At 59.4% G+C, this 25477-nt stretch carries 25 protein-coding genes; 8 read left to right on the top strand and 17 right to left on the bottom strand.

Going from position 1 to position 25477, the window contains the following annotated elements:
• Nucleotides 1-11 precede the first annotated feature (11 nt).
• The 4 genes from ABD112_RS06850 to ABD112_RS06835 are packed head-to-tail and all read left to right on the top strand — an operon-like array spanning nucleotide 12 to nucleotide 2210.
• Entirely contained in the window at nucleotides 12-452 is a 441-nt protein-coding gene (locus ABD112_RS06850; RefSeq protein WP_343924401.1) for a hypothetical protein, read from the top strand.
• Nucleotides 453-509: 57 nt separating this feature from the next.
• Nucleotides 510-986, top strand: coding sequence for a thioredoxin family protein (locus tag ABD112_RS06845; RefSeq protein WP_343924399.1), 477 nt, complete (start codon nucleotides 510-512; stop codon nucleotides 984-986).
• A gap of 6 nt (nucleotides 987-992) precedes the next feature.
• Nucleotides 993-1742 carry a cytochrome c biogenesis CcdA family protein gene (locus ABD112_RS06840; RefSeq protein ID WP_343924397.1) on the top strand — a complete coding sequence of 250 codons (750 nt, stop codon included), beginning with the start codon at nucleotides 993-995 and terminating at the stop codon, nucleotides 1740-1742.
• Between the two features lie 48 nt (nucleotides 1743-1790).
• The gene (locus ABD112_RS06835) at nucleotides 1791-2210 is read left to right on the top strand and encodes a DUF1761 domain-containing protein (RefSeq protein ID WP_343924396.1); all 420 of its coding nucleotides are present in this window, start codon (nucleotides 1791-1793) and stop codon (nucleotides 2208-2210) included.
• 47 nt (nucleotides 2211-2257) lie between these two features.
• Here the strand turns inward: ABD112_RS06835 and ABD112_RS06830 are convergent, their stop codons facing one another.
• From ABD112_RS06830 to ABD112_RS06805, 6 genes are all read right to left on the bottom strand, one after another.
• Nucleotides 2258-2551, bottom strand: a complete 294-nt coding sequence (locus ABD112_RS06830; protein ID WP_343924394.1) for a DUF1905 domain-containing protein — start codon at nucleotides 2549-2551, stop codon at nucleotides 2258-2260.
• Nucleotides 2552-2605: 54 nt separating this feature from the next.
• On the bottom strand, nucleotides 2606-3157 hold the full coding sequence (locus ABD112_RS06825) for an OsmC family protein (protein ID WP_343924392.1): 552 nt from the start codon (nucleotides 3155-3157) through the stop codon (nucleotides 2606-2608).
• A 103-nt stretch (nucleotides 3158-3260) separates the two neighbouring features.
• A complete protein-coding gene (locus ABD112_RS06820; RefSeq protein ID WP_343924390.1) occupies nucleotides 3261-4643 on the bottom strand; it encodes an MFS transporter in 1383 nt (460 codons plus the stop codon).
• 41 nt (nucleotides 4644-4684) lie between these two features.
• A complete protein-coding gene (locus ABD112_RS06815) occupies nucleotides 4685-5017 on the bottom strand; it encodes a glutamyl-tRNA amidotransferase (RefSeq protein ID WP_343924388.1) in 333 nt (110 codons plus the stop codon).
• A 50-nt stretch (nucleotides 5018-5067) separates the two neighbouring features.
• Nucleotides 5068-6585, bottom strand: coding sequence for an Asp-tRNA(Asn)/Glu-tRNA(Gln) amidotransferase subunit GatB (gene gatB, locus ABD112_RS06810; protein ID WP_343924386.1), 1518 nt, complete (start codon nucleotides 6583-6585; stop codon nucleotides 5068-5070).
• Nucleotides 6578-7621 (bottom strand): EamA family transporter, encoded by a 1044-nt coding sequence (locus ABD112_RS06805; protein WP_343924384.1) that lies wholly within the window; start codon nucleotides 7619-7621, stop codon nucleotides 6578-6580. The genes gatB and ABD112_RS06805 overlap by 8 nt, the downstream gene beginning before the upstream one ends.
• 71 nt (nucleotides 7622-7692) lie before the next feature.
• On the opposite strand from ABD112_RS06805, the gene ABD112_RS06800 reads away from it, so the two are divergent.
• Nucleotides 7693-8250, top strand: coding sequence for a CGNR zinc finger domain-containing protein (locus tag ABD112_RS06800; RefSeq protein ID WP_343924382.1), 558 nt, complete (start codon nucleotides 7693-7695; stop codon nucleotides 8248-8250).
• A 48-nt stretch (nucleotides 8251-8298) separates the two neighbouring features.
• Here the strand turns inward: ABD112_RS06800 and gatA are convergent, their stop codons facing one another.
• The 6 genes from gatA to ABD112_RS06770 form a co-directional block, all read right to left on the bottom strand.
• Nucleotides 8299-9804 (bottom strand): Asp-tRNA(Asn)/Glu-tRNA(Gln) amidotransferase subunit GatA, encoded by a 1506-nt coding sequence (gene gatA / locus ABD112_RS06795; protein ID WP_425563809.1) that lies wholly within the window; start codon nucleotides 9802-9804, stop codon nucleotides 8299-8301.
• 8 nt (nucleotides 9805-9812) lie between these two features.
• Complete coding sequence (gene gatC / locus ABD112_RS06790) at nucleotides 9813-10127, bottom strand: Asp-tRNA(Asn)/Glu-tRNA(Gln) amidotransferase subunit GatC (protein ID WP_343924379.1); 315 nt, start codon at nucleotides 10125-10127, stop codon at nucleotides 9813-9815.
• A 166-nt stretch (nucleotides 10128-10293) separates the two neighbouring features.
• The gene (locus ABD112_RS06785; RefSeq protein WP_343924377.1) at nucleotides 10294-11646 is read right to left on the bottom strand and encodes an alpha/beta hydrolase; all 1353 of its coding nucleotides are present in this window, start codon (nucleotides 11644-11646) and stop codon (nucleotides 10294-10296) included.
• Between the two features lie 127 nt (nucleotides 11647-11773).
• Nucleotides 11774-14101: an NAD-dependent DNA ligase LigA gene (ligA, locus tag ABD112_RS06780; protein ID WP_343924375.1), complete on the bottom strand. Its 2328-nt coding sequence runs from the start codon at nucleotides 14099-14101 to the stop codon at nucleotides 11774-11776.
• A gap of 56 nt (nucleotides 14102-14157) precedes the next feature.
• Nucleotides 14158-15333 carry a tRNA 2-thiouridine(34) synthase MnmA gene (gene mnmA, locus ABD112_RS06775; RefSeq protein ID WP_343924373.1) on the bottom strand — a complete coding sequence of 392 codons (1176 nt, stop codon included), beginning with the start codon at nucleotides 15331-15333 and terminating at the stop codon, nucleotides 14158-14160.
• A gap of 139 nt (nucleotides 15334-15472) precedes the next feature.
• Nucleotides 15473-16663: a cysteine desulfurase family protein gene (locus ABD112_RS06770; RefSeq protein WP_343924371.1), complete on the bottom strand. Its 1191-nt coding sequence runs from the start codon at nucleotides 16661-16663 to the stop codon at nucleotides 15473-15475.
• Nucleotides 16664-16779: 116 nt separating this feature from the next.
• Between ABD112_RS06770 and ybaK the strand changes: the two genes are divergently transcribed.
• Entirely contained in the window at nucleotides 16780-17268 is a 489-nt protein-coding gene (ybaK, locus tag ABD112_RS06765) for a Cys-tRNA(Pro) deacylase (RefSeq protein WP_343924369.1), read from the top strand.
• A gap of 13 nt (nucleotides 17269-17281) precedes the next feature.
• On the opposite strand, the gene ABD112_RS06760 is transcribed toward ybaK, so the two are convergent.
• Both ABD112_RS06760 and ABD112_RS06755 read right to left on the bottom strand, forming a co-directional pair.
• Entirely contained in the window at nucleotides 17282-18205 is a 924-nt protein-coding gene (locus ABD112_RS06760) for a tetratricopeptide repeat protein (RefSeq protein ID WP_343924367.1), read from the bottom strand.
• Nucleotides 18202-19950, bottom strand: coding sequence for a DUF8094 domain-containing protein (locus ABD112_RS06755; protein WP_343924365.1), 1749 nt, complete (start codon nucleotides 19948-19950; stop codon nucleotides 18202-18204). The genes ABD112_RS06760 and ABD112_RS06755 overlap by 4 nt, the downstream gene beginning before the upstream one ends.
• A 282-nt stretch (nucleotides 19951-20232) precedes the next feature.
• On the opposite strand from ABD112_RS06755, the gene ABD112_RS06750 reads away from it, so the two are divergent.
• Nucleotides 20233-22575 (top strand): coiled-coil domain-containing protein, encoded by a 2343-nt coding sequence (locus tag ABD112_RS06750; protein WP_343924364.1) that lies wholly within the window; start codon nucleotides 20233-20235, stop codon nucleotides 22573-22575.
• Nucleotides 22576-22645: 70 nt separating this feature from the next.
• Nucleotides 22646-23707, top strand: coding sequence for an AI-2E family transporter (locus ABD112_RS06745; protein ID WP_343924363.1), 1062 nt, complete (start codon nucleotides 22646-22648; stop codon nucleotides 23705-23707).
• 21 nt (nucleotides 23708-23728) lie between these two features.
• On the opposite strand, the gene ABD112_RS06740 is transcribed toward ABD112_RS06745, so the two are convergent.
• Genes ABD112_RS06740 through ABD112_RS06730 form a run of 3 tightly spaced genes read right to left on the bottom strand, consistent with a single transcriptional unit; the run spans nucleotide 23729 to nucleotide 25448 of the window.
• Nucleotides 23729-24463, bottom strand: a complete 735-nt coding sequence (locus ABD112_RS06740; RefSeq protein ID WP_343924361.1) for an alpha/beta hydrolase — start codon at nucleotides 24461-24463, stop codon at nucleotides 23729-23731.
• A 9-nt stretch (nucleotides 24464-24472) separates the two neighbouring features.
• Entirely contained in the window at nucleotides 24473-24772 is a 300-nt protein-coding gene (locus tag ABD112_RS06735; RefSeq protein WP_343924360.1) for a hypothetical protein, read from the bottom strand.
• Nucleotides 24773-24803: 31 nt separating this feature from the next.
• The gene (locus ABD112_RS06730) at nucleotides 24804-25448 is read right to left on the bottom strand and encodes an aggregation-promoting factor C-terminal-like domain-containing protein (RefSeq protein ID WP_343924358.1); all 645 of its coding nucleotides are present in this window, start codon (nucleotides 25446-25448) and stop codon (nucleotides 24804-24806) included.
• Nucleotides 25449-25477 lie beyond the last annotated feature (29 nt).

The following is a 25477-nucleotide window of genomic DNA, read 5'->3' as shown; positions in this document are numbered from 1 at the left end:
ACGGTTTGGATATGCAATCGTGGAGGGACGCGCTCAACGCCGACGAACAGGCCGACGTTGATCGAATTCTCGACTCCGCTCTTCATGTGGCCAGAACCTATCTTGGCCACGCCAGCGAGTTCATGACCTTCGCGCTCATGACCGATGGGAGCGGGCGAGTATTAGAGATGACAGCGGATGACGCTCTGCGCAAAAAGCATCTCAACGCTCAAGCGCTCTTGGACCAGACGGTGACTCAACTCCGTCAGATGGCCAACATCTCCCGCTGCAGCGCGATCGTCTCAAACACACGGCTCGCCGCACAGAAGACGGACGCTATTGAGGTTCGGATAGAGCACCGTGCTGGAGCAGCGCTGATGGTTTTGTTGCCTTATACGCGAGCGCGCTTCACCGGTGCGCTTACTTTCGGAGATCTTAAACTCTTCTCCCACAAAGCTGAAGTCTGGGTATAGTCCGGGAATTGAGCTAGCAGCGGAACAAATGTGCGGCTCCACGGGTTACTGGTCAGCATGAACAAGCGAATTCTTGCGATCGTCATTGCTCTTGCCGTTGTTGTCATTGGCGCAGTTGCTGCCATTTCGATCGGCACAGCACAGAGCCCAGACAACTCTGCAGATTCGAGTTCCTTGTCGGGAAGCTCCGATAGCGCAAGCACTGGGAGTGTCGAAAACGACGGAGGCGGCGCCTACGTTGACTACAGCCCCGCCGCAATTGCCGATGCAGAGGGCCGCATTTTCTTGTTCTTCCACGCTCCTTGGTGCCCACAATGCGTCTCGATGGAGGGCGACATTGAGGCTGAGGGAGTTCCTTCGGGTGTCACGATCGTGAAGGTTGACTACGACTCCAATCAGGATCTTCGCGCGCAATACGGCGTGACGCAGCAAACCAGCTTTGTTGAAGTCGATTCGAGCGGGGAGAAACTCCAGGACAACTACGTTGCCTACGCAGATCCCACGCTTCAGACTGCTCTCGACGCACTTCTCTAGGCCGCGATGCTCAGCCTGATTCTGCTCTCATTCGTTGCGGGAGTGCTCACGGTTGCCGCTCCCTGCGTTCTCCCTCTACTTCCCGTGATTGTCGGCGGGTCAATGGCACGAACGAGCAGTGATGCCGCGGTTGCCGAGCGCCAATGGTATCGACCCGTCGTCATCGCGCTCAGCCTCGCAGTGTCAGTAATTGTCTTCACGTTGCTGCTCAAAGCAACGACCGCACTGCTCGGTGTTCCTCAACTCGTCTGGCAAATCATTGCCGGCGGCATCCTCCTCATCTTTGGTCTCACGCTCCTGTTCCCCTCACTCTGGGAACGCTTCATGCTGGCGACGGGTATCCAGAATCGCGCCAATGCGCTGATGAACCGGTCGTATTCGCGAGGCGGCCTCGGCGGTGACGTAATGCTGGGAGCTGCGCTCGGGCCGACATTCAGCAGCTGCTCCCCCACCTACGCTTTGATCTTGGCCACCGTATTGCCGGTGTCCTTCAGCGAGGGATTGCTCTACATCGTCGTTTACTCAGCCGGTCTTGCGATTGCCTTGCTCCTCATCGCATTTCTGGGCCAAGCATTTGCCCGCAAACTGGGCTGGCTCGCCAACCCCAACGGCGCGTTCAAACGAGTTGTCGGCATCGCCCTGATCCTCGTGGGAGTCGCCGTGATTCTCGGACTCGACAAGCAGTTCCAAAGCTTCGTGATCGAACAGGGATGGTACGACCCGATCCAGAACTTTGAGGAAGGCATCACCGGCTAGAAACCGGCGGAGTAGGATTCTGGGCACCCACACTCACTGGAGGTTGTGATGGTTCCCGAAATCAACTACATCGCCGTAATTCTCGCGACCTTGTCGAGCATGATCGTCGGCACCATCTGGTATTCGCCCCGAGTGTTCGGCAATTACTGGATGAAAGCCGCGAACGTCACCCCCAGTGGCAAGACTTCGGACGCAGTACGCCCCCTTGTCGTTACCGTCATCGTGAGCTTCATTACCGCCTGGGTTCTCGCTGGTGCAGCCTTCATTGCGTTCGACTTCTACGGAGGCAGCTTCTTCGTAAACACCCTCTTCACGAGCATCATTCTGTGGGCGGGATTCACGGCAGCGCGGTTCATCACCCACGACCAGTTTGATGGCCGGCCGAACGGCCTCACCGTTCTGAATATCAGCCACGAACTGGTCACCCTCGTAGTGATGGCGCTCATCATCGGCGTCTGGCCCGCTTAGCGTGCCAGAGCCGTGTGTGAGACGGCCCCAGCGGCCGTCAGCGATGCTTAGACGAGCTGTATGGTCGCGCTGACCGTATCGCCCGCATCGATGCCCTCTGCGCGACGCACGGCAGCCTTGACGGGCAACGAGAAGCCGTCGTGGCTGCTGCTGGGAAAGATCGACGTGCTCCAGATTGAGCCTCCGATCGTCACTACCACCGCGACCGAGCCGAACCCCCGCGGAGGTGTTGGCACATCGCGAACGTTGGCGCCAACATCCGGCGGCACCTGCAAAAAGAACACGTTCGGCTTTGCATCCCATTCGGTCAACGCTGAACTGAACTCAAACGACGGCTTCATAGCCCCGAGGGTAGTCTGCTCGCTAGTGGTGCTCTACGCTCGCGGCACTCAGTGTTAGCCCTTGACAACGCGAGTCGTGACGGGAGTAGGGTTCGCGAACAGATCCAATACAGGGCAGTGCGCGTCAACGGCTTCGCGAAGTTCGTCGTAGCGCTCCTGGGTTTCTGGACCCGTGATTGTGGTGTTCAGGCGAATCGCGCTGAAGCCATTGCGAACGTTCTCGTCAATGCCGAACAGACCGCGAACATCGAGGTCACCTTCAGCGACAACGGAAATGTCGTCAACACGGATGTCGAGCGCCTGCGCATAGAGACGGAAGACGACTACCTGGCACGCGATCAACGCGCCGAGCGCGATCTCGACAGGGCTTGCAGCCACGTCGTCGCCCGCGAGGCCCTCAGGTTCGTCGATACGGAAGACATGATTGCCGGCCTTCAGAACAGTGCCGACGGAGCCTTCTCCTTCACCAGCGACCGTGTAGGTGAGGTCCGCGGATGCGGGCTTGGCTGCGATTCGCGAGTTCCAGGCTTGGCCGGCAGCAGTCAAGCGGCTAGCGCGCTCTGCGACGAGATCGATGGTCGAGGTTTCGTTAGCAAGGAGTGTCATGCGGCGACGGTAATCGCATTCCGCAAACCGTGTTCGAGTGTGACGTAACAGCCCGACACACTTCTTAACAATGCGCTGACTAGCGCGCCAAAAGTGCGCTGGATTAGAGTGGTTTCGTTCGCACTCGCGCCGCAATCAGAATGGCGCTGAGAGCAAAAACAGTGGCAAGAGCAAGCGCCGCGACAAAGCCAGCACCGCGCTCGAGCCCACCGGAGGCACTGAAGACAAGACCGCCGAACGCGATCGCGATGGCGCCACCCGCGGCATCCGCAATCGATAGCGCAGCACTATTGAACCCTTGATCACGGCCGGTGGAGTGCGCAAGCACGAGCGTTGAAATCCGCGGATAGGTGATGCCCATTCCAGCCCCCGCTACCAGCCACCCCGCTGCCGCGACCCACACCGAGAGCGAGAAGTAGGCGGTGATGAATTGAGTTGCGATTCCGATGCTCAGCAGCAGGGCGCCAACCCCAACGACCTTCGCGTGCGCGACATCGTCACTCAATCGGCCCTGCAACGCCGAGCCCGCCGCCCACGAGACCGCCCCAACAGTGAGGATGAGCCCGGCAAGCCACGGGGGAAGGCCGTAGCGCTCGTTGAGCAGATACGGGAGATAGACCTCCGTCGAAAAGAATGCAGCGGCGAACAACCCACGAAGCATGATCGTGGCGGGAAGTCCTCGATGAAACGTGAGTGCACCGGCAGGAAGCAACGGCCGCAGGGAAACAATAGCGACCACGAATGCTCCGAGAGCTAACGGCCAGGCCAACGCTCCCTCGCGCTCCCCACCCAAACTGATCCCCATCACGGCCAGTGCCACCACCAGAGCCCAGACAATCGCCCCACGACCCGAAGTATGTTGGACCGCCAATGCCGGCCGACTCAACAAGAGACGCAGCGCCGGAAGAATTGCGCCAGCGGCACCCGCGACCAGAACCACGACACCGAAGAACACCCAGTGCCAACTCACCTGCTCCGCAACGACACCGGCCAGTGGAGGCCCGATCAACGAGGGCAGCACCCAGGCTGAGGCGAATAGTCCGAAGATTTTCGGGTGAAGAGCTGACGGATAGAGCCGCGCGACCACCACATAGAGGGCAACGATCAATGCGCCAGAGCCCAGCCCCTGCAAAAACCGGCCAACAATAAAAATGCCCATCGTGCCAGCAAGACCGGCGACGAGCAGTCCGACCGTAAAAACGGCCATAGCCGCAATCAAAGGCCGTGCAGGACCCGTGCGGTCAGACCATCGCCCGGCCAACACCATCCCAATCACGCTCGCAGCCAAAGTGCTCGAAAAGGCGACCGAGTAGAGCGACTGACCATCGAGATCGCGACTAATTGTCGGCATGATCGTGGTCACCGCTAGCGTCTCGAACGCGCCCAAGAAAATGAGCGCGAACGCACCAATTGTGGTCCACACTAATTCTGGAGCGATAACGCTCGTCGGAGCGGACTGGGCGCCAAGCGGGATCTTGCTGGTCATGTGGACGGTACTTAGCAGCGGTGAATCACGCTAGCAGGTAGCTAGGAAATCTCAATCATGGTGCCCTGACCGAGCTCTTCAGCATCTGCATCGGTGACCATAGCGAACACACCGGTGGGGATTCCGGGCAGATTAGCGACCCGATTCGCGATTCCCGTGAGAGTTGACTCGTCTGCACCCGTGATCACAATGACATAGGCATCGTTGAAGACATCGCCCTCTTCGACAACGAAAATATCGCCAGCTTCGTCAAGCTCGGTCGTGAACTCAACAAGAGCTTCAATCCACGGAAAACGCGTCTCGCCCTCTGCCGCATTGGCGTCAGGGGTGAGAGGAACATGGACTTCAACAACGAGTGCAGCAGATTCAGACATGACACCAACGGTACTGCCTACAACCGACGCTCGAGCAGTGCCGAGCCCAGTTATTCGGCTGCGGCGCGCTCCAAGACCAGTTCACGCACGCGAGCGGCGTCAGCCTGGCCCTTCATCGCCTTCATTACTGCACCAATAACTGCACCAGCAGCCTGCACCTTGCCATCGCGAATCTTCGCGAGGACATCAGGTTGAGCCGCGAGTGCCTCGTCGATAGCGGCGATGAGCGGGCCGTCATCCGAGACCAACTTGAGTCCACGGCTCTCAACCACGTCAGCCGGTGATCCCTCGCCGGCAATGACGCCCTCGAGAACCTGGCGCGCCAAGCTGTCGTTGAGAACACCATCGTTAATGAGCGAAACGAGAGCCGCGACATCCACTGGGGTAATCAACGAGCTCGGGTCTGCACTTTGGATGTTGGCCAGTCGAGCGATCTCGCCCGTCCACCACTTGCGCGCCTGAGCGGCCGTAGTACCGGCCTCAATAGTTGCCTCAATCTCGCTAAACAGACCGGCATTGTTGACATCGCGGAACTCAAGATCAGTGAATCCCCACGCCGCCTGAAGGCGACGACGACGCTCGGCAGGAGGCTCCGGAAGTGCCGCACGCAGCTCGTCAATCAACGCGAGCGAAGGCTCAACGGGCAGCAGGTCAGGCTCGGGGAAGTAGCGGTAGTCATCTGCGTCGCTCTTAGGGCGACCAGCACTCGTGACACCGGTGTCTTCGTGCCAGTGACGCGTCTCCTGAGTGATCGTGCCACCCTTCTGCAAAATCGCAGCCTGGCGCTGGATTTCGTAACGAACTGCACGCTCAACACTGCGCATCGAGTTCACATTCTTGGTCTCGGTGCGCGTACCGAGTTTTCCGGAACCACGAGGGCTCAACGAAATGTTGGCATCACAACGCAAGTTGCCGCGCTCCATGCGAGCCTCGGAAATGCCCAACGAACGAACGATGTCGCGAATCGCCGACACATACGCCTTGCCAACCTCGGGAGCATCCGCCTCGGTGCCCGTGATCATGTGCGTGACAATCTCGACCAGCGGAACACCAGCACGGTTGTAGTCAACGAGCGAATACTCAGCGCCCTGGATGCGACCGGTAGCGCCACCAACGTGGGTGAGCTTGCCTGCGTCTTCTTCCATATGCGCACGCTCGATCGGGATCGTGATCGTGCGGCCGCTCTCGAGCTCGATGTCGACCGAACCCTCAAAGGCGATCGGCTCATCAAACTGGCTGATCTGGTAGTTCTTCGCCAAGTCAGGGTAGAAATAGTTTTTGCGGGCGAAGCGTGAACTGGGTGCAATCTGGCAACCCAGCGCAAGGCCAAGCGAGATCGAATACTTGATCGCCTCTTCGTTGACGACTGGCAAGCTGCCGGGCAAACCGAGATCCACCGGAGTGATCATGGTGTTCGGTTCAGCATGCTCTGCGCCCGACGCTGCCGGGTTCGGCGCATCCGAAAACATCTTGGTCTGGGTGTTCAACTCAACATGCACCTCGAAACCGAGCGTCGGCTCAAATAGTTCGAGTGCTTTGTCGTAGTCCATCAATTCAGCTTTAGCCACCCGATGATTGTACGTGGCGCAACGGCACCGTATCGGTACCCGGTTCGAGCGGCGCGGATGCTGGCGCCAAAATTGGTTCATCCCCATCGCTCGGGAAAGCCTCAGCCTCAATCGTGAAGTCGCCAATCTCCTCAGATCGCTCCGATCGCACGAACGCGATACCCGCCAAAATCAGCGCTCCCCCAATGAACTGCGTCACCGAAAGGTTCTCGCCGAGCAGAAGCCACGCGTAGATCGCGGCCGTAACAACCTCGAGCAATCCGACGAAAGACGCGAGTCGGGAACCGAGCATCTCGCTAGCCATAATGCTCGTCGAATACGCGATGCCCGTCGCGACGATACCCACGATGAGCAGTGGAACCCACCACGGAGCCACAAAACCGAGCACTGTGACCTCCACCATCGGCATGTCGAAGGGAACGAGACCAATCAGCCCGACAAGGCCAAGGAGGATTCCGCCGATCAGTAGCCCGGCTGATGCAAGCGCAACCGCCGGAAGGCCCTCGCTGGAGCGCGCCGCCACGACGTAGTACACGGCTGCACCAATAGCAGCGCTGGCACCGAAGAGGATCCCGATCGGGTCGAGTACTCCCGAACCCTCGGGAGACACCACGAGAATGAGTCCGCCGAGCGCGACAACAGAGCCAATCAGAACGACAGGCTTAGGCACGCGCCGAGTCGTTACCCACGCAAAGGCAACAAGCAGCAACGGCGCCATATATTCGAGGAGGATCGCGATGCCGACCGGGATGCGCTCGACAGCCGCGAAATAGACGAGTTGAGTGGCCGAGACCCCGATGATGGCCATGAGCAGGATGCGGCTGCGGGCGTACCAGAGCGCGATCCAGCGACTTTTGAGGGCCACAATCGCGAAGGGCGCGAGCACGGTTCCACCGATGAGTACGCGCAGTGTCACTGCGGCAGCGGGACTCCAGCCTGCTTCGAGCACCGGCTTAATGAGCGCGCCGGAGAGACCGAAGCTGGCTGCGGCGACGAGCGCGATGAGCATTCCGAGGGTCGTGGTTGAGCGCTTCATTTGTGGCTGCTTTGAACGAGATTGACGAGTATTTCTGCTGACGCTAGTCTCGAAACAAATAAGGAGTCAAATTGCATTTTGCCCCTGACACGATCGCGAGCCTCGAGTTCGCCGTTTTCATTGGAAACACCCATCCACTTGCAAGCCGAAGTGGTCTCGATGAGCTCTCTACAATCGACGACGTCTATGCGATGGTCCTGAAGTTTCGGTACACCGGGCGCATTGACCGCAACGACATCGAACTCGGCGAGTTACGCGCCGCTCGCGAGCGCATCCGCGGCGTCTGGAGGCTCATCCGAGACGATGCAGCCGCCGAGATTAACGCCATGCTCGCCGAAGCGAACGCACTCCCGTTTTTGGCGCGCCACGACGACCTCGACTGGCACCTACACGCCAACTCTCCCGACGCGCCGCTCGCCGAACGTGTTCAATCCGAAGTCGGGCTCGCCCTCGTCGATGTCGTGCGTTCTGACACCATGTGGCGCCTGCGCCGCTGCGAAGCCCCTGATTGCGAAGGCCTCATGGCCGATCTTTCGCGTAACGGATCACGCCGTTTTTGCAGCATCCGATGCGGAAACCGGATGAATCAAATCGCCTACCGCGAACGGCAAGCCGAAGAAGACAAGTAGCTATCGACCGGTGGCGGTCGATCAGAAGCCGTCGGCCAGCACCAGCGCTTAGCCGAGCGACGGAACCTGGCTGGGCAGGGTGTGACCCCACTGCTGTTCAAGCAGACGCTCCAACGTTGCGCCGAGCTCGTACAGTCGAGCATCACCGCGAGCAGGAGCCATGATCTGGAAACCGGTTGGCAAACCATCCTCGGGTGCGAGCCCCATTGGCAAGCCCATTCCGGGGATTCCGGCAAGGTTTGCCGGAATGGTCGTGACATCGTTGAGGTACATCGCCATCGGGTCATCGAGCTTCTCACCGAGCTTGAACGCCGTGGTCGGCGCCGACGGCGAAACGAGTACATCTGCCTTCTCGAAGGCAGCAGCAAAGTCGCGCTGGATGAGCGTGCGCACCTTCTGGGCGCTGCCGTAGTACGCGTCGTAGTAGCCAGCGCTGAGCGCGTAGGTGCCTAGGATGATGCGGCGCTTGACCTCAGCGCCGAAACCGGCCTCACGAGTTGCAGCCATAACGTCTTCGACGGTTCCGCCACCCTCAGGCGTCACACGGAGCCCGAAACGAACGGAGTCGAACTTCGCGAGGTTGCTCGAGGCTTCGGCCGGAAGGATGAGGTAATACGCCTCGACGGCATACTCGAAGTGCGGAGCATCCACTTCAACAATCTCTGCACCAAACTCGGTGAGCAACTGCAGCGCTTCGTGGAAACGCTGCGACACACCAGCTTGGAAGCCTGGACTATCGAGCTGCTTGATAACGCCGACGCGAAGACCCTTGAGGCTCTCGGCAGCGGCACCCGCACGAGCGGCAGCTGCAAACGACGGCCACTGCTCGTTGAGCGAGGTGGAGTCGCGCGGGTCGTGCCCGCCGATGACATCGTGTAACAACGCCGAATCAAGAACGGTGCGCGATACGGGCCCTACCTGGTCGAGCGACGAAGCCAAAGCGATCGCACCGTAGCGAGAAACTCCACCGTAGGTGGGCTTCACGCCAACCGAACCGGTGAGAGATGCCGGCTGGCGAATTGATCCGCCCGTGTCAGACCCGAGAGCAAGCGGGGCTTCGAATGCGGAGACTGCAGCAGCCGAACCGCCACCGGATCCGCCGGGGATACGGTCAAGATTCCACGGGTTCTTCGTCGGGCCGTACGCGGAGTGCTCAGTCGACGATCCCATGGCGAACTCGTCCATGTTGGTCTTACCGAGCGGGATCAGGCCAGCCATACGCAACTTCGCAACCGTCGTAGCGTCGTAAGGCGGAACCCAGCCTTCAAGAATCTTGGACCCTGCCGTGGTCGGCATGTCGATCGTGCAGAGCACATCTTTGACAGCGACAGGCACACCGGCGAGCTCGCCGAGCGACTCCCCTGCTGCGCGGCGCTCATCAATGCGCTTGGCGTTGGCGAGAGCATCCGTCGACACGTGAAGGAACGCATTGACCTTGCCATCAACCGAGGCGATACGGTCGAGGTGCGCCTGGGTTGCTTCGACCGACGACACTTCGCCCGAGCTCAGCTTGCTAGCCAAGTCGGATGCCGAAATACGGGTGAGGTCGTTCAGATCCGCCATTACTGCTCTTCTCCCAGAATCGCGCTAACCGCAAAACGTGAACCATCGTGCTCGGGTGCCCCTGCCAGCGCCTGCTCTGTGGTGAGCGTGACGCCGGGAACATCAGCACGGAAGACGTTGCTGAGCGGAATCGGGTGGCTCGTTGCGGGAACGTCATCGGTGGCGACTTCGCTGACCTTGGCAACGGAGTCGACGATTGCGCCGAGCTCGCCAGTGAGCTTCTCGATTTCGTCTGCGGTGAGAGCGATGCGCGCGAGCGAGGCCAAGTGTGTGACTACTTCGCTAGTGATCGCACCGGGATTGGTGTCAGTCATGGAGCTCCGAAGATGGGATTCAGACAGGGAACCGTACAAGTGTATTCGGCTTAGCGAGCAGCAAGGAGCGACAGCGCGCGAGCTTCAACACTCTCGGCCGAGTTGCAGAGCACAACGACGGCGCATTTGCGGTCTCAACGGATGCGGTGAGCCGTGCGTGAGCCCATTAGCCCCGTCGAGGCGCAGGCACTGCTAGCGCGCGCTGAACAAGCGGCTCGCCCTCAGGCATTACGAGGTCGCCTCGGTCGATGCAGATCAGCGCGAAGTTGCGCATCGCCTCGCTCCCCGGTGTGAAGTATTCGTTGTGGCCAACGGAGGCGGTAAGGGGTTTCTTCATGATGACGTCGAAGTCGCCGCTCACGCCCAACGACTTGGCGCCGAATGACTCCGCTCCCGGGTCTGGACCAAAATAAGAGCTGTTGGGGATGGGATCCCACGCAGCTTCTCCCACAAAAACGTTGCCGTCGCGAACATTCAAATCAGCGACCGACTCCGCAGGGCTCCCTGGGGAACCAACTAGGGCCAGTGCATCGATGTTGAAGCTGTACTCCGACAACGCCATCATCGCAGCGGTCGTCCCGTAGGAATGAGCAACCACCGAAATATAGGGCTGGTCCGCTCCACGCCCCGCCTGCAGACCAAGGATTGCTCCAGCGAGTGTGTCCCTCCCCTGATCAGCGTTGTCGATCGCGCCAACGTTTGTCAGGTTGGGCGTGTCATAGCCGATCCAGGCAACCGTAGCGACTGACTTGTTCTGAACGAATACAGACCCTGATTCAAAGTAATCGAGCCAGAGCTGCTGCTGGCTTTGCAACTCATTCGCAGCATCAACCCAGTACGACATCTGGCCTTGGATGGTGAAGAACATACCCGGAACCAAGAAACTCACGTAGTCCGCTTTGTTCAGGTCACCCAAAACAATCGCAGCGCGGCCTTGACCCGCAACGTCGAGTGTCACGAGGGTTCGCTGTGGTTCAGCGCTGTCGTAGACAAGGGCCCCTGAAATTGACGACAGCATGTTCAGCTGCTGAAAAGCATCTAGCTGTACAGCCCGACCGGCATCCGAATCCATCAGTGTGGTCAGTTCAGAAATCGTTTGGCTGAGCATTGTGCGGTTGCTCATATCGCGAATCGCGTACGGAACACCTTCAAGGTTGCCTACCAGCTGGGGAGAGGCGATTTCGAGCGCGCTTTGACGGTCGGAATCAAGGTCACCCCACCACAGCGCAACCTCTTGCGCGGGAGGTTGTTCAGCAAGAAGTTGATCAACCGCTGCCGGTCGAGTTTCAAAGTATCGAGAGATGTTGCCTGCGGGAACGCGTGCGAGCGTTGAGAGCGTTTGCGCGCCGAAGGATGCCGAGGCTGCGAATACCCCTGCCCCACGGTCAGCGCCGGGGCCGACAAAAACGGGAGGTGCGTCGCTAGTCACAATGGATTGAAAAGTTACTGCGGGCACAGCAGCGGCCTCGGTAGCGGGCAAGCCGACAACCGAGGTGGCGATAACAACTGCGATTTCCAATAGCAACGTCGGGTAATCCCCTCATAACGTTTGCCGCATGCCATCCCCGCACGCGAGCACGTTAGGGCAACTCTAGGACAAAACTGCCCTGTTCGGGGGTCGAATGCTCACTTTTGTTGTTCAGCGACTAGTCATCGAGAGCTGCCTGCCCCTCGTTCACGAGCCTTGTGAACTGTGCGGCGTCAAGAATTCGGATTCCCAATTCTTCTGCCTTGGTGAGCTTGGAGCCAGCACCCGGACCAGCAGCCACATAGTCGGTCTTTTTGCTCACACTTGATCCTGATTTTGCCCCGGCGGCGATGATCGCCTCTTGGGCGCCCTCCCGTGTGAAACCCTCAAGACTGCCCGTTGCCACGATCGTGAGCCCCGCGAGCAGACCTTCGTTCGACTGCGCAGCTCCTGGGCCGGGGTGACCGGGTGTCGACCACTGGACGCCAGAGGCAGCCCAGCGAGAAACGATCTCGTGATGCCAATCGATCTCGAACCAGTCACCAACCGAGTCAGCGATGATCTGCCCGACACCATCGACGGCGGCGAGTTGCTCACGAGTGGCCGAGCGTATGGCGTCGAGTGAACCAAAGTAGTCAGCAAGGGCACGTGCCGCCACCGGACCGACATGGCGGATGCTGAGGCTAACCAAGAGTCGCCACAGCGGTTTAGTTTTTGCCTCCTGCAGGTTCGCGATGAGCTTTATCGCATTGCTCGAGGGAACGGCATCCGCGTCGCCGGCGAACTCGGTAGCTTCGGGCTCGAACGCGGGATCTGCCGAGGCACCAGTAGCCTTGCGCGCACGACGGAAGGGAGTGATTGTGCGCTCACTGTCGTCGTCATTGGTGACGACCTCGCCGGTCTCTGAGTCACGCACGGCAACAACGATGGGGAACAAATCTTCGACAGTCAGGTCGAACAGCCCTGCTTCGTTGATAAGCGGAGGAACCTCTGGATACTGGGGTTGCGTCAGTGCTCTCGCCACGACCTCGCCAAGAACCTCGATATCGAGGCCCCCTCTGCTGCCTGCGTGCTCGACGCGCCCACGCACTTGTGCCGGGCAACTGCGAGCATTCGGGCAGCGCAGATCAATGTCGCCCTCTTTCATGGCGCGAAGCGGCGTGCCGCACTCTGGGCAGTTCTTTGGCATCTCAAAGGCGTACTCGCTGCCATCGCGTAGCTCTTCAACCGGGCCGAGAATTTCTGGGATCACGTCCCCCGCTTTGCGCAACACGACAGTGTCTCCGATCAGCACACCTTTGCGTTTGACGACATCTTGATTGTGCAAGGTAGCTTGGCGCACGACTGATCCGGCGACAAGTGCCGGCTCCATTACTGCGTAAGGAGTGGCCCGCCCAGTGCGCCCGATACCGACCACGATGTCGAGAAGCTTGGTGTTGACCTGCTCTGGCGGGTACTTGTACGCGATCGCCCAACGCGGAGCGCGCGAGGTAGCGCCGAGTTCATCGTGCAGCGCCAGTTCATCTACCTTAATGACGATGCCGTCAATCTCATGCTCAACGCTGTTGCGGTGCTCACCGTAATATCGGATGAAGTCGGCAGCTTTTTCGCCGGAATCGACGACCCTGAAATGGGTACTTGTTGGCAGCCCCCACGTCGCTAGAACTCCATAGATCTCGCTCTGGCTGCGAAGGGGCTCCTGCCCGGCGCGACTGCCGTCCCACGCGCCAATACCGTGCACGAGCATCCGCAACGATGATAATCGGCGACGCATATGGGCGAGTTTTTCTTCTGACTTGCCTTCAGACTTTTGACGAAGCGAGCCCGCAGCAGCGTTACGGGGATTCGCAAAAACCTTCTCGCCAATGCGCGTCTGCTCGGCATTGAGTTCGCGGAACAGTTCGAGCGGGATAAATACCTCTCCCCGAACTTCAACGATGGGCGGATGACCGGTACCTGCCAAACGGCGCGGGATACCCTCAACGCGCACGACGTTCTCGGTCACGTCTTCACCAACCCGACCGTCACCTCGCGTCGCCGCGCTCACGAGCACGCCATCGATGTAGCGCAGATTGATCGCGAGACCATCAATCTTCAGTTCGCACAAGAAATCGATGTGACGAGCAGAGTCACGCTGAACCTTGGCCGCCCACTCAGCAAACTCGTCAAGCGAAAACACATTGTCGAGGCTAAGCATGCGCTCAACGTGCTCTACGGGGTCAAAAAGCGCTGCCGCTCGGCCGCCGACGCGCTGGGTAGGGCTGTCTTGACTCTGGAGCTCCGGATGCGCACGCTCGAGTTGCTCGAGCTGACTAATCAGCCCATCGTATTCGGCGTCGTCGACGAGGACCTCGTCGCGCACGTAGTAGGCATCGCGAAGCTCAAGGATGCGCGTTGTGAGCGCGTCAACTTCGTCACGCGCTGCGGCAAGAATCGGATCGGTGGTCTCGGCGACCTGTTCGCCAGACTCGCTTGCTGAACCGGTTTTATCGGTGTTGTTGGCCACTAGTCAAGTGTAAACAGCGCCTACGACGAAAGCTGCACCCCCAGAGAAATCAGAATCTATTGCGCAGCATTGGCCCCGGCCGGAACTGCAGAAACCGTGCGGGCGATCGTGCACTGCCCCAGAACTCTGGTGCCAACATAGAGCACTGCAGTCTGACCCGGCGAGACGCCAATGAGTGGCTCATGTGGTCTCACGATGAGTTCGGGACCGGTCGCATCCCCCACATTGTCGACCCCTTCAGTAGCCGGAGCAATGCGAGCGGTGGCCGGCATCGGGTCAGAGTGAGCACGCACCTGTACGTGACATTCGAAGCTCTCGCCAGGCTCGTTGATGAATCCGGACGCGAGCGGATCAAGGCCGGCCCACGAAAATTTGGTGCCGGCAACTTCGGAGAGTGCGAGAGCTTCGCGCGGTCCGACAACAACCTCGTTGGTCTTAGGACGGATCTCCAACACGAAACGGGGCTTGCCGTCATCCGTGGGGTAACCGACGTTGAGCCCCTTGCGCTGGCCGATCGTGAACGCGACAGCGCCCTCGTGCTTGCCTAGGACGTCGCCATTGCGGTCAAGAATCTTGCCCTGCTCGGCGCCGACCTTATCGGCCAGCCACCCGCGAGTGTTGCCGTCGGGGATGAAGCAAATGTCGTGAGAGTCAGGCTTGTTCGCTACTGAGAAACCACGCTCAGCAGCCTCGGCACGAATCTCCGCCTTCGAGGGCGTAGCCCCCAGCGGGAACATGCTGTGCGCAAGCTGCTCAGTGGTGAGCACGCCCAACACGTAGGACTGATCTTTCGCCCAAGCCGCAGCACGGTGAAGCTCGCGGTTGCCATTCTCGTCTTCGATGATGTTGGCATAGTGACCGGTAGCAACAGCGTCAAAGCCGAGGGCTACAGCCTTCTCGAGGAGCGCGGCAAACTTGATACGCTCATTGCAGCGCATGCACGGGTTGGGGGTGCGCCCTGCCGAATATTCGGCGATAAAATCATCCACCACATCGAGCTTGAAACGCTCGGAGAAGTCCCACACGTAATACGGGATGCCAATCATATTGGCCGCCCGCTGCGCATCCATCGAATCTTCAATCGTGCAGCAACCGCGAGCGCCAGTGCGCAGGGTTCCGGGTTGCCGGCTCAGCGCCAAATGCACCCCAACAACCTCGTGCCCTGCCTCAACTGCGCGCGCGGCAGCAACCGCGGAGTCCACTCCGCCACTCATAGCCGCTAAAACCTTCATGAAATCAGTCTACGAGACGTGTTGCTGGGCAAGTTCCTACTGCGGGATGTCGGTGAGGGTCTTCTCGACAGCCGCCAGTCGGCGTTCCACCGCATCCAGTCGCTCAAGCAGTGTTCGGTCGGTCACACCGGCGGCTGCGCTAAGCGCCGGGATAATGACCCAGAATGGTGTCCCGGCTCGAATACCCTGCAGCCGTTGCCTGCGTGACCGCGCGCGGAAGGGCCTCAACGAATTGCGCGATCTCGTCGGCGGTTGTCGTCTCCCCGAGCGAAATCCTGAGTGCGCCCCGTGCCGTGGGCTCATCGAGCCCCATCGCGAGCAGTACATGGCTTGCCTCAGGAACTCCGGCCTGGCAAGCCGATCCCGTCGACACGCTAAACCCGGCAACATCGAGCAGGAACAACAACGAATCACCCTCGCAACCGGGGAACGTGAAGTGCACGTTGCCCGGCAACCTGTCTTCGGCATCACCACGGAGAACAGCCTCAGGAACAGCAGCACGAACACCAGAGATCAGCGAGTCTCGCAACCCAACCAGACGTTGAGCACTATCGGCCAGAGTCTGAGTCGCCTCACTCGCCGCAGCCGCGAACGCGACCGCGCCAGGAGCATCCAATGTTCCCGAACGCGCCCGCTGCTGATTGCCACCGTGAATCAACGGCGTTACTGTCGCAGAACGCGCAATCACGAGAGCGCCGACCCCAACCGGTCCCCCAATCTTGTGAGCTGACACACTCAGCGCTGCGACACCCGCAGCGTGAAAATCGAGCGGCACATAACCGAATGCAGACACGGCATCCACGTGCACTGGAACGCTATGCACTGCGGCGAGCGCCGAAATCTCGGAAACCGGTTGCAAAGTTCCTACTTCGTTATTGGCCCAGAGCATCGTGATGAGGGCAACGTCATCCGCGAGCGCTTCGCGAACATAGTCGATGTCGACGCGACCGAAGCTGTCGACAGGAATCCAGTCCAACACTGCGCCATCGTGCTCGCGCATCCACTCCACAGCGTCGATCGTGGCGTGATGTTCCGCTCGTGCAACCAAAACACGTCGGCGGGCAACCACTCCAGAGTTTCGGGCCCAGAACAGGCCCTTGATCGCGAGGTTGATGGCCTCAGTTCCCCCGGATGTGAACGTGACCTCAACAGAATCCGCGCCCAGACTGGCCGCAACCGTTTCGCGGGCTTCCTCGAGCATCCGTTTTGCGGATTGTCCCTGCGAATGGATTGACGACGGATTACCCACGACAGGGAGGGCCGCGGCGAATGCGTCAACCACCGCAGGACGCATCGGCGTCGTGGCCGCATGATCCAAATAGATAGTCACTGTTGCTCCGCTACTCTCACGGGCACTCCCATTCGGTGCTCGCGTGTCATTACTCTAGATCGCATGAACCCTCGCTTCGACTTGATCATGTCTCTGACGCACGCCGGTGCGCGCTAGTGGCACTCGGCACCCCAGCAACAGTTGCGCTCGATTCGCTCGGAATCGTGTTTACTACCCACCCCTATGATCACCACTCAACGGCAACTGAGTTTGGCCTCGAGGCAGCGAGCGAGCTCGGAATCGAACCCGAGCGAGTATTCAAGACGCTAATGGTTGCCGTGGACGATCACCTTGTCGTCGCCGTTGTTCCGGTATCAGGAAAACTCGACCTCAAAGCTCTCGCCGCTGCCGTTCACGGCAAGAAGGCCCTCATGGCCGACCCGCACCTCGCCCAGCGGCGCACTGGATACGTCGTTGGAGGCATTAGCCCGATCGGCCAAAAAACCGCTCACCGTACCGTCATCGACGAAACTGCCGAACTCTTTGACACGGTGTTAGTCAGTGGCGGAAAGCGCGGATTCGATATCGAGCTTTCGCCCGGCGACCTGGTGCGGGCTACCGGCGCAACGATTTCTGCAATCGCCCGTGGCAGCCTGAGTCAGTGACCGGAGTGCGGCGTTAGTAGAGCAGCAGCGTCAACCGACGACGAGCGTCAACGGTCCGAGGGTCTTCGGCGCCAGCGATCTCGAAGTAGTCGAGCATCCGCGTGCGGATCGCGTTCTTACCGTCTGCATCCGCAGAGGGAAAGAGCTCGAGCAAGCGAGCGAACGCATCGCCCAGGTGACCACCAGACACATCAAGATCAGCGACAGCCATTTGTGCGCTCACACTTGTCGGATCTTGAGCGGCCGCGCTGCGCACAGAGTCTGCCGTTTCGTTCTCGAGTCGAGCAAGCAGCGAGACCTGAGCTAGTCCGGCAACAGCCTGCTGATCCCGAGGGTTCTGCGTAATCGCGGTTTCGTACTTTTCGATAGCGGTAGCAAAATCGCCAGCGGCGATCGCGTCATACGCCTCTTGGTGCAACGGCGGCAGCGGCTCTTCGACAGGTTCTTGGGCATCGTCATCGGATGCTTCGCCCGCCGGAAGCGTCCCGACCACGTTGCTTTCTGCTGCGAGCTGCAATACCTGCTCAAGAACGTCTTTGAGGTCGTTCTCGGCCATGACACCGGCAAAGAGTTGTACGGGACGCCCACCGATCACGGCAGCTACGGTCGGAACCTGCTGCACTTGGAATGCCTGCACGAGCTGGGGGTTGCTCGTCGCGTCAACCGTCACGAGGGCAAATTTTCCCGCATACGCAGTGATCGTTGGTTCAAGCGCCGGCTCAACGCCCTGACCAAAGAACTCCACGATCACCGGAACAGTGTTCGAAAGTTCAAGCACCTGCGTGAACGACGCATCGTTCACGTTGGTCGCGAAGCCACCAGAGGGTGCGGTTTCTCCCGTCGCCGCGGGAGCGACGGGCTCGTTGTGCTGACGGACCAATGATGTGAGGTCGACGGCTCCGCGCAAGGTGGCGGCGTTCAGTGGTGCGTTTGTCAATTCAACTCCGATGCTGCAACAAGTCCTTGGGTGTATCCGAGCAGGACGATCTTTTCTCCGCTACCTGCTGCCGGAACGTAAAAGAGTAGCTGATCGCCATAGGTAGATTTGATGCCGGTTTCCGTAATAGAAATCCCCGAAAGTGCTTTCGTCTGACCGCTAAAGGTCACCGCGGAGCCATCTTCTTTCGGCTTCGCCACTTTCGTTTCATAGAGGTGAACAGCAACGATCGCTCCAGCATCGATGGTCGCCATCGCGATGGGGTCCGCTGAACCAAGTTCGTGGCCGTAGGTGAGCGTTGCTGTGCTCGAAAGCTCAGCCTTCTCCTTCTTCTTTACCGCGAGACCGACGTTTACCCGCAGGCTGTCGCCTGCCGCCTCGAAGTCAAGGTAGGAGTCGCTGTCGACATCCTGCTCAAGAATTTCGGCGTAATCCACGGCCACTTCAGTGGGCGACGATCGCAGCAAACCGCTGTCTGCAGCAAGTCGAGACGTTCCAACGCTGGCTGCAGCTACATCCGGGAAGACCACTGAGGGTTCCAAGTTCATCGAGTAGCTGACTTTATAGTTCTCGCGAGGTGATGCCTGCTCGAGGAAGAGCGCGATGGGCGCAACAGTGCTATCCGTCTCATCAAGGATGATCGTGAACACTGAGCGTGGCCATGAATCGGTCTGCTGCGGCAGAGTCAACTGCACTGGTCCGTCAGGAATGGCATTCGGGGAGGCAATCGAGCTGTCTGCCTCGCGCATCTTGTAGTTAGCAAGGCGGTATTCAAGAGCTGCCTCGGTAAAGCGGGTCTCGATGAGGTCAGTGTCGCTAGATTCATCCGCTTCAAGCGATACAGCGCTCACTCGGGCCACAATCTTCTCCACTTGCCGCACTGATACCGCTGGCGACAGGGTTTCGCTGCCCACCGATGTGGAGGTGGGAGTCGGGGTCGGCCCGGTCGCACCTTCGGACGTGTCGGAAGATGACGTGACGGTGCATCCGCTCAAGATGAGAGCACTGAGCAGCACTGCCGGAACAGCGATGCGTTTGGTCGCATTGAGAGTCGTGCTTTCGCCGACCTTCGCAGAACGCTTTGACGGCTTATAGCGAGGCTTCTTGGGAACCTTGGGCATCGTCTGCGGTTTGCGACGGGGTCCGCCGGCGCGACGCATGTGATGCACCGCCCACATGAGGAAGATGAGACCAAGCAAAAGGATGGCAGCGCCGCCCATGATCAACGGCGTTGCCCACGGGGTGGTGTTGTCGATTGGCCATGAGAGCGAAACTGAGTTGGGAGCAGGCATTACGCCGTCGGCCGCCAAAATGAATGACACGTCAGTGGGAATTTTGACAGTTAGCGCAAGCTCGTGATCTGCCGTGTAGTTCTCGAACCAAAGGTCAGAGTCATATGGATCGGGCACTTCTTGTTCGCTACCGCGAATTGTTTCGGTAGCGAGGTCACCAGACTCGGGGTCGACAGTGACCATGTTGTAGCTGGCGTCTCCGACCCATGCGAGCACATCTGATGTGCTGCCGTAGGCGGCAACGATGCGCCCCGGGCCAGTAACGCTGATGGTCTGGTTGCCCGAGTGGGCGTTAAAAGCAGTACCGTCGACGACGGTAAGTGGCGCCGCACCCTCTGTTTCAGCCGACACATTGACCTCGTCAGGCGTCGCAAGAATGGTTTGCTGCGCGATTCCGAAGCCAATCATTACGGCCGCGAGCATAAAACTAACTATCGCGAGAACAAATCTCACTATCTCTCCTTTCGCGCTGCCCACAGTGACATACGTCACGAAACCCTTCGCCACGTTGGCGGAACCTCAGTACGGTCTGCAGGTCGAGGGCCCGATCTAGGCGGGTAGGCAACAACAAAGACGTTCCAGAATAGCGGATGGGCATGTGGGCACCTAGCCCGCCATCTGGGAACTGACTGGGAGAACGTTGAGTGCCCAACCCTCATCGAGACCAGAATGACAGTTAGCCGCTCAGCACCACTAAACTCTAAAGGTCCTTTCCGCTGACCTCGAGGAGACGTCTTGGCCGCCAACGATACTGATTTCGGCACCGAAATGCGCGGCTACAAGAAGGATGATGTCGACAAGCAAATTGGCGAACTTCGTCGCGAGCTTGTCGCCGCCAAAGCCGACCGCACCTCTTCCACCAAAGAGGTGAAGCGACTCCTCGCCGTTAATGAAGATCTGCAGGCAGAACTCGACGAGACGGGCAGCCCCACTTACAGCGGGCTTGGCTCCAAGCTGGAGAGCATGCTTCGGGTCGCCGAAGAGCACTCAACTCAACTGATCAGCCAAGCTGATATCGATGCTGAGAAGATGCGCAAGGCAGTTCAGTCGGAAACCACGAACCTGCGCAACGAGACAACGAGCGAGTCAGAACGCATCCTGGCTGATGCCAATCGTGATGCTAATTCGTTAGCCAAAGCCTCACAGGCCGAAGCGGATGCCCTCATTTCCCGCGCTCGTGACGATGCCGCGCAACTTACCTCTGATGCAGCGCGTGAAGCCGCTACGACTCGAGGCGCTGTTGCTACTGAAGCTGCGGATTCTCGCACCTCAGCCAAGCGCGAAGCTGCCGCCCTGCGTGCCGAAACTGAGCGCGCGATGACCGAACTCCGCGCCAGCACTGCAACCGAAGTGGCTGAGGCGCGCGAGGCTGCCGAAGCGCTTTCCCGCGACGCCGAGTTGGGCCGCGCTACCTTCGAAGCCGACAATACGAAGCAACGTGAAGACCTCGCGCGCGATGTTGAACAGGCACGCACCGATTTGGCGAGAGAGATTGAGACGGCTCGCGCCGAGTTGGACGCAGAAACGACTACCGCCCGCGAGACCCTCGTCAACGAGACTAAGGCTGCACACACGAAGCTTGGCAACGAGACCAAGGCAGCCCACACGAAGCTTGCCAATGAAACTAACGCTGCTCGAACAAAGCAGAAAGCCGAATTGGATGCCGCCTACGCCGCGCTCGAGGCTGAGACTGACGCCACACGAGCTGCGGTCGAGTCTGAAGCCGCGAGCGTACGCAGCGAGCTTGAGAAAGACGTGCACACTGCGCGTGCGGCGCTTGAGAGTGAACTTACTGAGGCTCGCGAGCAGTGGGAACAAGACGAGCGAGAAGCGCGAGCGCTACTCGACAGCGATGTCACAACCACCCGCGCAGCACTCGACGACGAAGTTGCTACCGCACAGGCGGCCCTTGAACATGAAGTAACGAGCACGAAATCGGCACTCGAACAAGAAGTTACGACGACCAAGACTGCGCTTGAGCAAGAAGTTAAGGTTGCTCAAGCGGCGCTCGAGCAAGAAGTGACGACAACTCGCTCGAACTTGGAGCAAGAAGTTGCGACAGCCAAGGCAGCACTTGACGACGAGGTGACGACAACTCGCGCCGAACTCGAGGCACACGTCAAAACTTCACGCAGTGAACTCGCAGCAGATCTGTCAGCCCAGAAGAAGGCGCTGGATCGCGAAGTCATATCCACCAAGAACGCACTCGCCAAGGAGGTCAGCTCAACGCGAGCAGCCCTCGAGGACGACGTTGACACCACCCGGGCAGGGCTTGAAGAAGAAATTACTACCGCTCACAGCGCATTCGAGAACGAGAGCACAACAGCACGCGCCCAGTTCGAAATCGAAATGACGACGCGACGCAACGAGCTTGAAGCAGAAATCGCGACCGGAACGGCAGGCCTCGAAGAAGAGATGGCTCGCCGTCATGCCGATCTTGATGCTGAAATTGACAGCAAGCGCACCGCCCTGGAGGCAGAAGACGCCGAAACTCGCGCGAGCCTCGCTCACGATGTGCAGAAGCGAACCGCAGACCTCGAACGAGACATCGCACGCCAGCGTGCAGAGCTCGCCAGCGAAGTCGAGTCGACTCGGGCATCCATTCAACATCAGCTTGACGAGACGCGCACCACAATCGAGCGCGAAGCTGAAGCAGCCCGCATCGAACTAGAGCAGGAGCTTGCGGCCCGTCGTGATGAAGCCGAGAAGGAGTTCTTGGCCCAGCACAAAGAAGCTTCGACGCAGACTCAAAACTACCTTGAGGAAGCCCAAGCCCAACTGGGCGAGGCCGTGCGAGAAGCGAACAGCAAGCGCCACGAGGCCGAAGTGCTCAACACAGACTCACAGGCAGAAGCGAAGGCGATTCTGGCAAATGCATCCGAACGCGCGGCTAGCGAACTTGCCGACGCCGAGCAACGCGCCAAGTCACTCGTCGACGACGCCGAAAAGCGTTCGAGCGAGCTTGTTAGTGATGCCGAAGAGCGATTGGCCAAGATCAAGGCTGAGCGCGAAACGGTTGCCGGCTACTTCGAAAACCTGCGCGGAGTTCTCAACCAAGCCGAGGATGTTGACCGGTAATCTGCCCGCGGGCATCTAGAATTGCGGGCAGCCTGACACCCCGTCGCTTCAGGCTGGACGGAGCCTCGTAATGAAGATTCTCAACCCTTTCCGCCTCGGTCTTCTTGGCGGCCTGGGTGTGCTCGTCGCGGTCGGTATCGGCCAGACGATCATTTCCTTGGCGACGATTCTTACCTACGTCGGCGCTGCACTGTTCTTGGCGCTCGGTCTCGACCCCTTGGTGACGTGGCTAGAGACAAAGAAGTTTCCCCGGTGGACGGCCATTCTCACGGTCCTCGTCGGAGTGCTCGGCGTTTTTGCGGGCCTCGTCTTCGCAATCGTTCCGGTGATCGCAGAGCAAGTGCGCACAGCGTCTCGCGCGATTCCGCGGCTCGTGACGGCGTTCTTTGACGGAACGATCAAGGAGAACGTTGAGACAGCATTTCCGTGGCTCAACGTTGAGGATCTGCTCGACGGTCTCAACACATGGCTAACCGAACTCGATTTCACCACTATCGGTGGGGGCGTTTTTGCGGTCGGCATCGGAATCGCCACGGGCATTACGGGCGCAATCATCGTGCTCATCCTCACGATTTACTTTGTGTCATCAATCAACAACATCAAGTCGGGCATCTACCAGTTAGTTCCGGCAACGAAGCGGGCCAAGTTCATCGATCTCGCTGAGCAGGTCAGCACCGCTGTTGGCCGGTACGTCATGGGCCAAGGATCACTTGCTCTAGTGAATGGCTTGCTGTCCTTCATTGTGCTGACGTGGATCTTCCCGGCGTTCGGAATGCCGGTCAAGTACTCAGCCCTGCTGGCGTTCATCGCTTTCTTGGGGTCGCTCATCCCGCTAATCGGAACGCTCAGCGGCTCCATCGTGATCACCCTGCTGGTACTGCTTTTCAACGGTCCCCCCAGCGTTATCGCCGTCGGAATCTATTACTTGATCTATATGCAGGTTGAGGCCTACCTGCTGAACCCACGCATTATGAGTAAGGCCGTAAAGGTACCCGGTGCGCTCGTGGTCATCGCCGCCCTCGCCGGTGGAACGCTGTTGGGCATCTTGGGTGCACTAATCGCTATCCCCGTTGCCGCGGCGATCCTGCTTGTCGTCAAACAGGTCATCGTTCCCCGCCAAGCGAATCTTTAGGCGATTTGCGCCGCACCCTGCCTAGAGAGACTGTGCAGGCTCCGGAGGCCAGGTGCGCGGCAATGGCAGCACCATCGGGTTTAGTCGAGCAACTATCTCGCTGAGCACACGGTAGGTCTGCGCCTCCCCCACCCAGAGGTGCTTTCCGCCTTCAACAGCAACGAACTCAAGTTCCGGCACCGAAGCGAAGCGTTTCGCTGCTTCCGCTGGACGCAGATAGTCGTCAAGCTCCGGGATGATTGCGACCAAACGGCGTTCATCGCCCGCCCAAGCAGCAACCTCGTCGGCGCTCGCTCGGTGGAGTGGCGGTGAGAGCAAAATTGCTCCAGTGATGGGATGTTCGCGGCCAAACTTGAGAGTGACTTCGGTGCCGAACGACCAACCCATTAGCCACACATTGGGCAGCCCGCGCTCGCGCACGAAGTCCATTGCAGCAGTCAGATCGTGTTGCTCAAGCAACCCTTCGCCAAACGAGCCCTCTGACGTGCCCCGAGGCGAGGTAACTCCACGAAAGTTGAACCGCAACACCGCGACATCCGCCAACGCAGGCAAACGTGCCGCTGCCTTACGAATGATGTGGGAATCCATGAAACCGCCGGCCGTCGGCAGCGGATGCAGCGTGACAAGAGTCGCGGCGATATGGCCAGACTCGGGCAACGAAAGCTCGCCAACGAGAGTGAACCCGTCGCTCGTCTCCAACTCGATATGTTCGCGCTTGGCTGGGAGTTCGGTAGCTCCTCTGATGGCTTCACTCACTGGTAGCTCTCACAATCTGATCTTCCAGCAGTGCTGGTGCCAATGGCGCCGCGCCGCGAGGTCATCTGCTTCGCCCATGATGCCGTCAGCACGCCACGTAACAGTGTGTGAGGCCCCAGCAGAGATGGGTTGAGAGCATCCGGGGCAGGTATAGGTTTTGACCGCATTGCCTGACGAGACCGGCTGAACATTCCATTCGCCGTCTGACTTGTGCTCGGTTCGCCGGGAACCGTACAGCATTTGGTTGAGGTCACCACGATCGTCATCGTCGGGGCGACGCCGTCCGCGGGGGCGATTCGAACGAGGCATGCCTCAAGCTTATGCGTTCGATCGAGAGGATCTAGTACCAGCCGTTGTCTTCAGAATACGCCCAGGCACCACACGGCGTAGCGTATCGGCCTTCAATGTAGCTGAGGCCCCACGCGATCTGTGTTGCTGGGTTTGTGGCCCAGTCAGCACCGGCTGTCGCCATCTTGCTGCCCGGAAGCGCCTGCGGGATTCCGTAGGCGCCGCTTGATGAGTTCATTGCGTAGACGTTCCAGCCTGATTCGCGGTTCCACAGACTGACCAAACAGTTGTATTGGTCGGTGCCCATGCCGCGCGCGGCAAGCATCGACTTCGCGATCGCTTGAGCCGTTCCAGGATCGGGAACCCCTGCCGCTGGAGCAGCGGGCGCCGCAGGAAGCACTGGTTCGACGACGATCTCCTTCACAGCCAACTTGTCACGCGCAATTTCGTTGACGAAACCTTCTGCGACTGTGATCGACTGCACTTCGGCGCGCTCGATCGAGTTCACCGGCACACTAGCGGCGGATAGCGTGCTTACCGGGTCTGGGGCAGCCATCATGAGGGTAGCGACGAACCCGAGACTGACCAGAGATGCAAAGAGTCGCAGACTCCACGAGGAACGTTTGTGGCGCCCAGAAATATCCGCACTCTGGCTTTTTGCCCGAGCGCGGAGAATTGTCGTTCGCGAATTACTCATCACAGTATTCGCGATATTAGCCCACCGAC

Origin of the sequence: Rhodoglobus aureus (assembly GCF_039527955.1) — a bacterium.
GTDB classification, from domain to species: domain Bacteria; phylum Actinomycetota; class Actinomycetes; order Actinomycetales; family Microbacteriaceae; genus Rhodoglobus; species Rhodoglobus aureus.
This window is presented reverse-complemented; position numbering and strand designations above follow the sequence as displayed.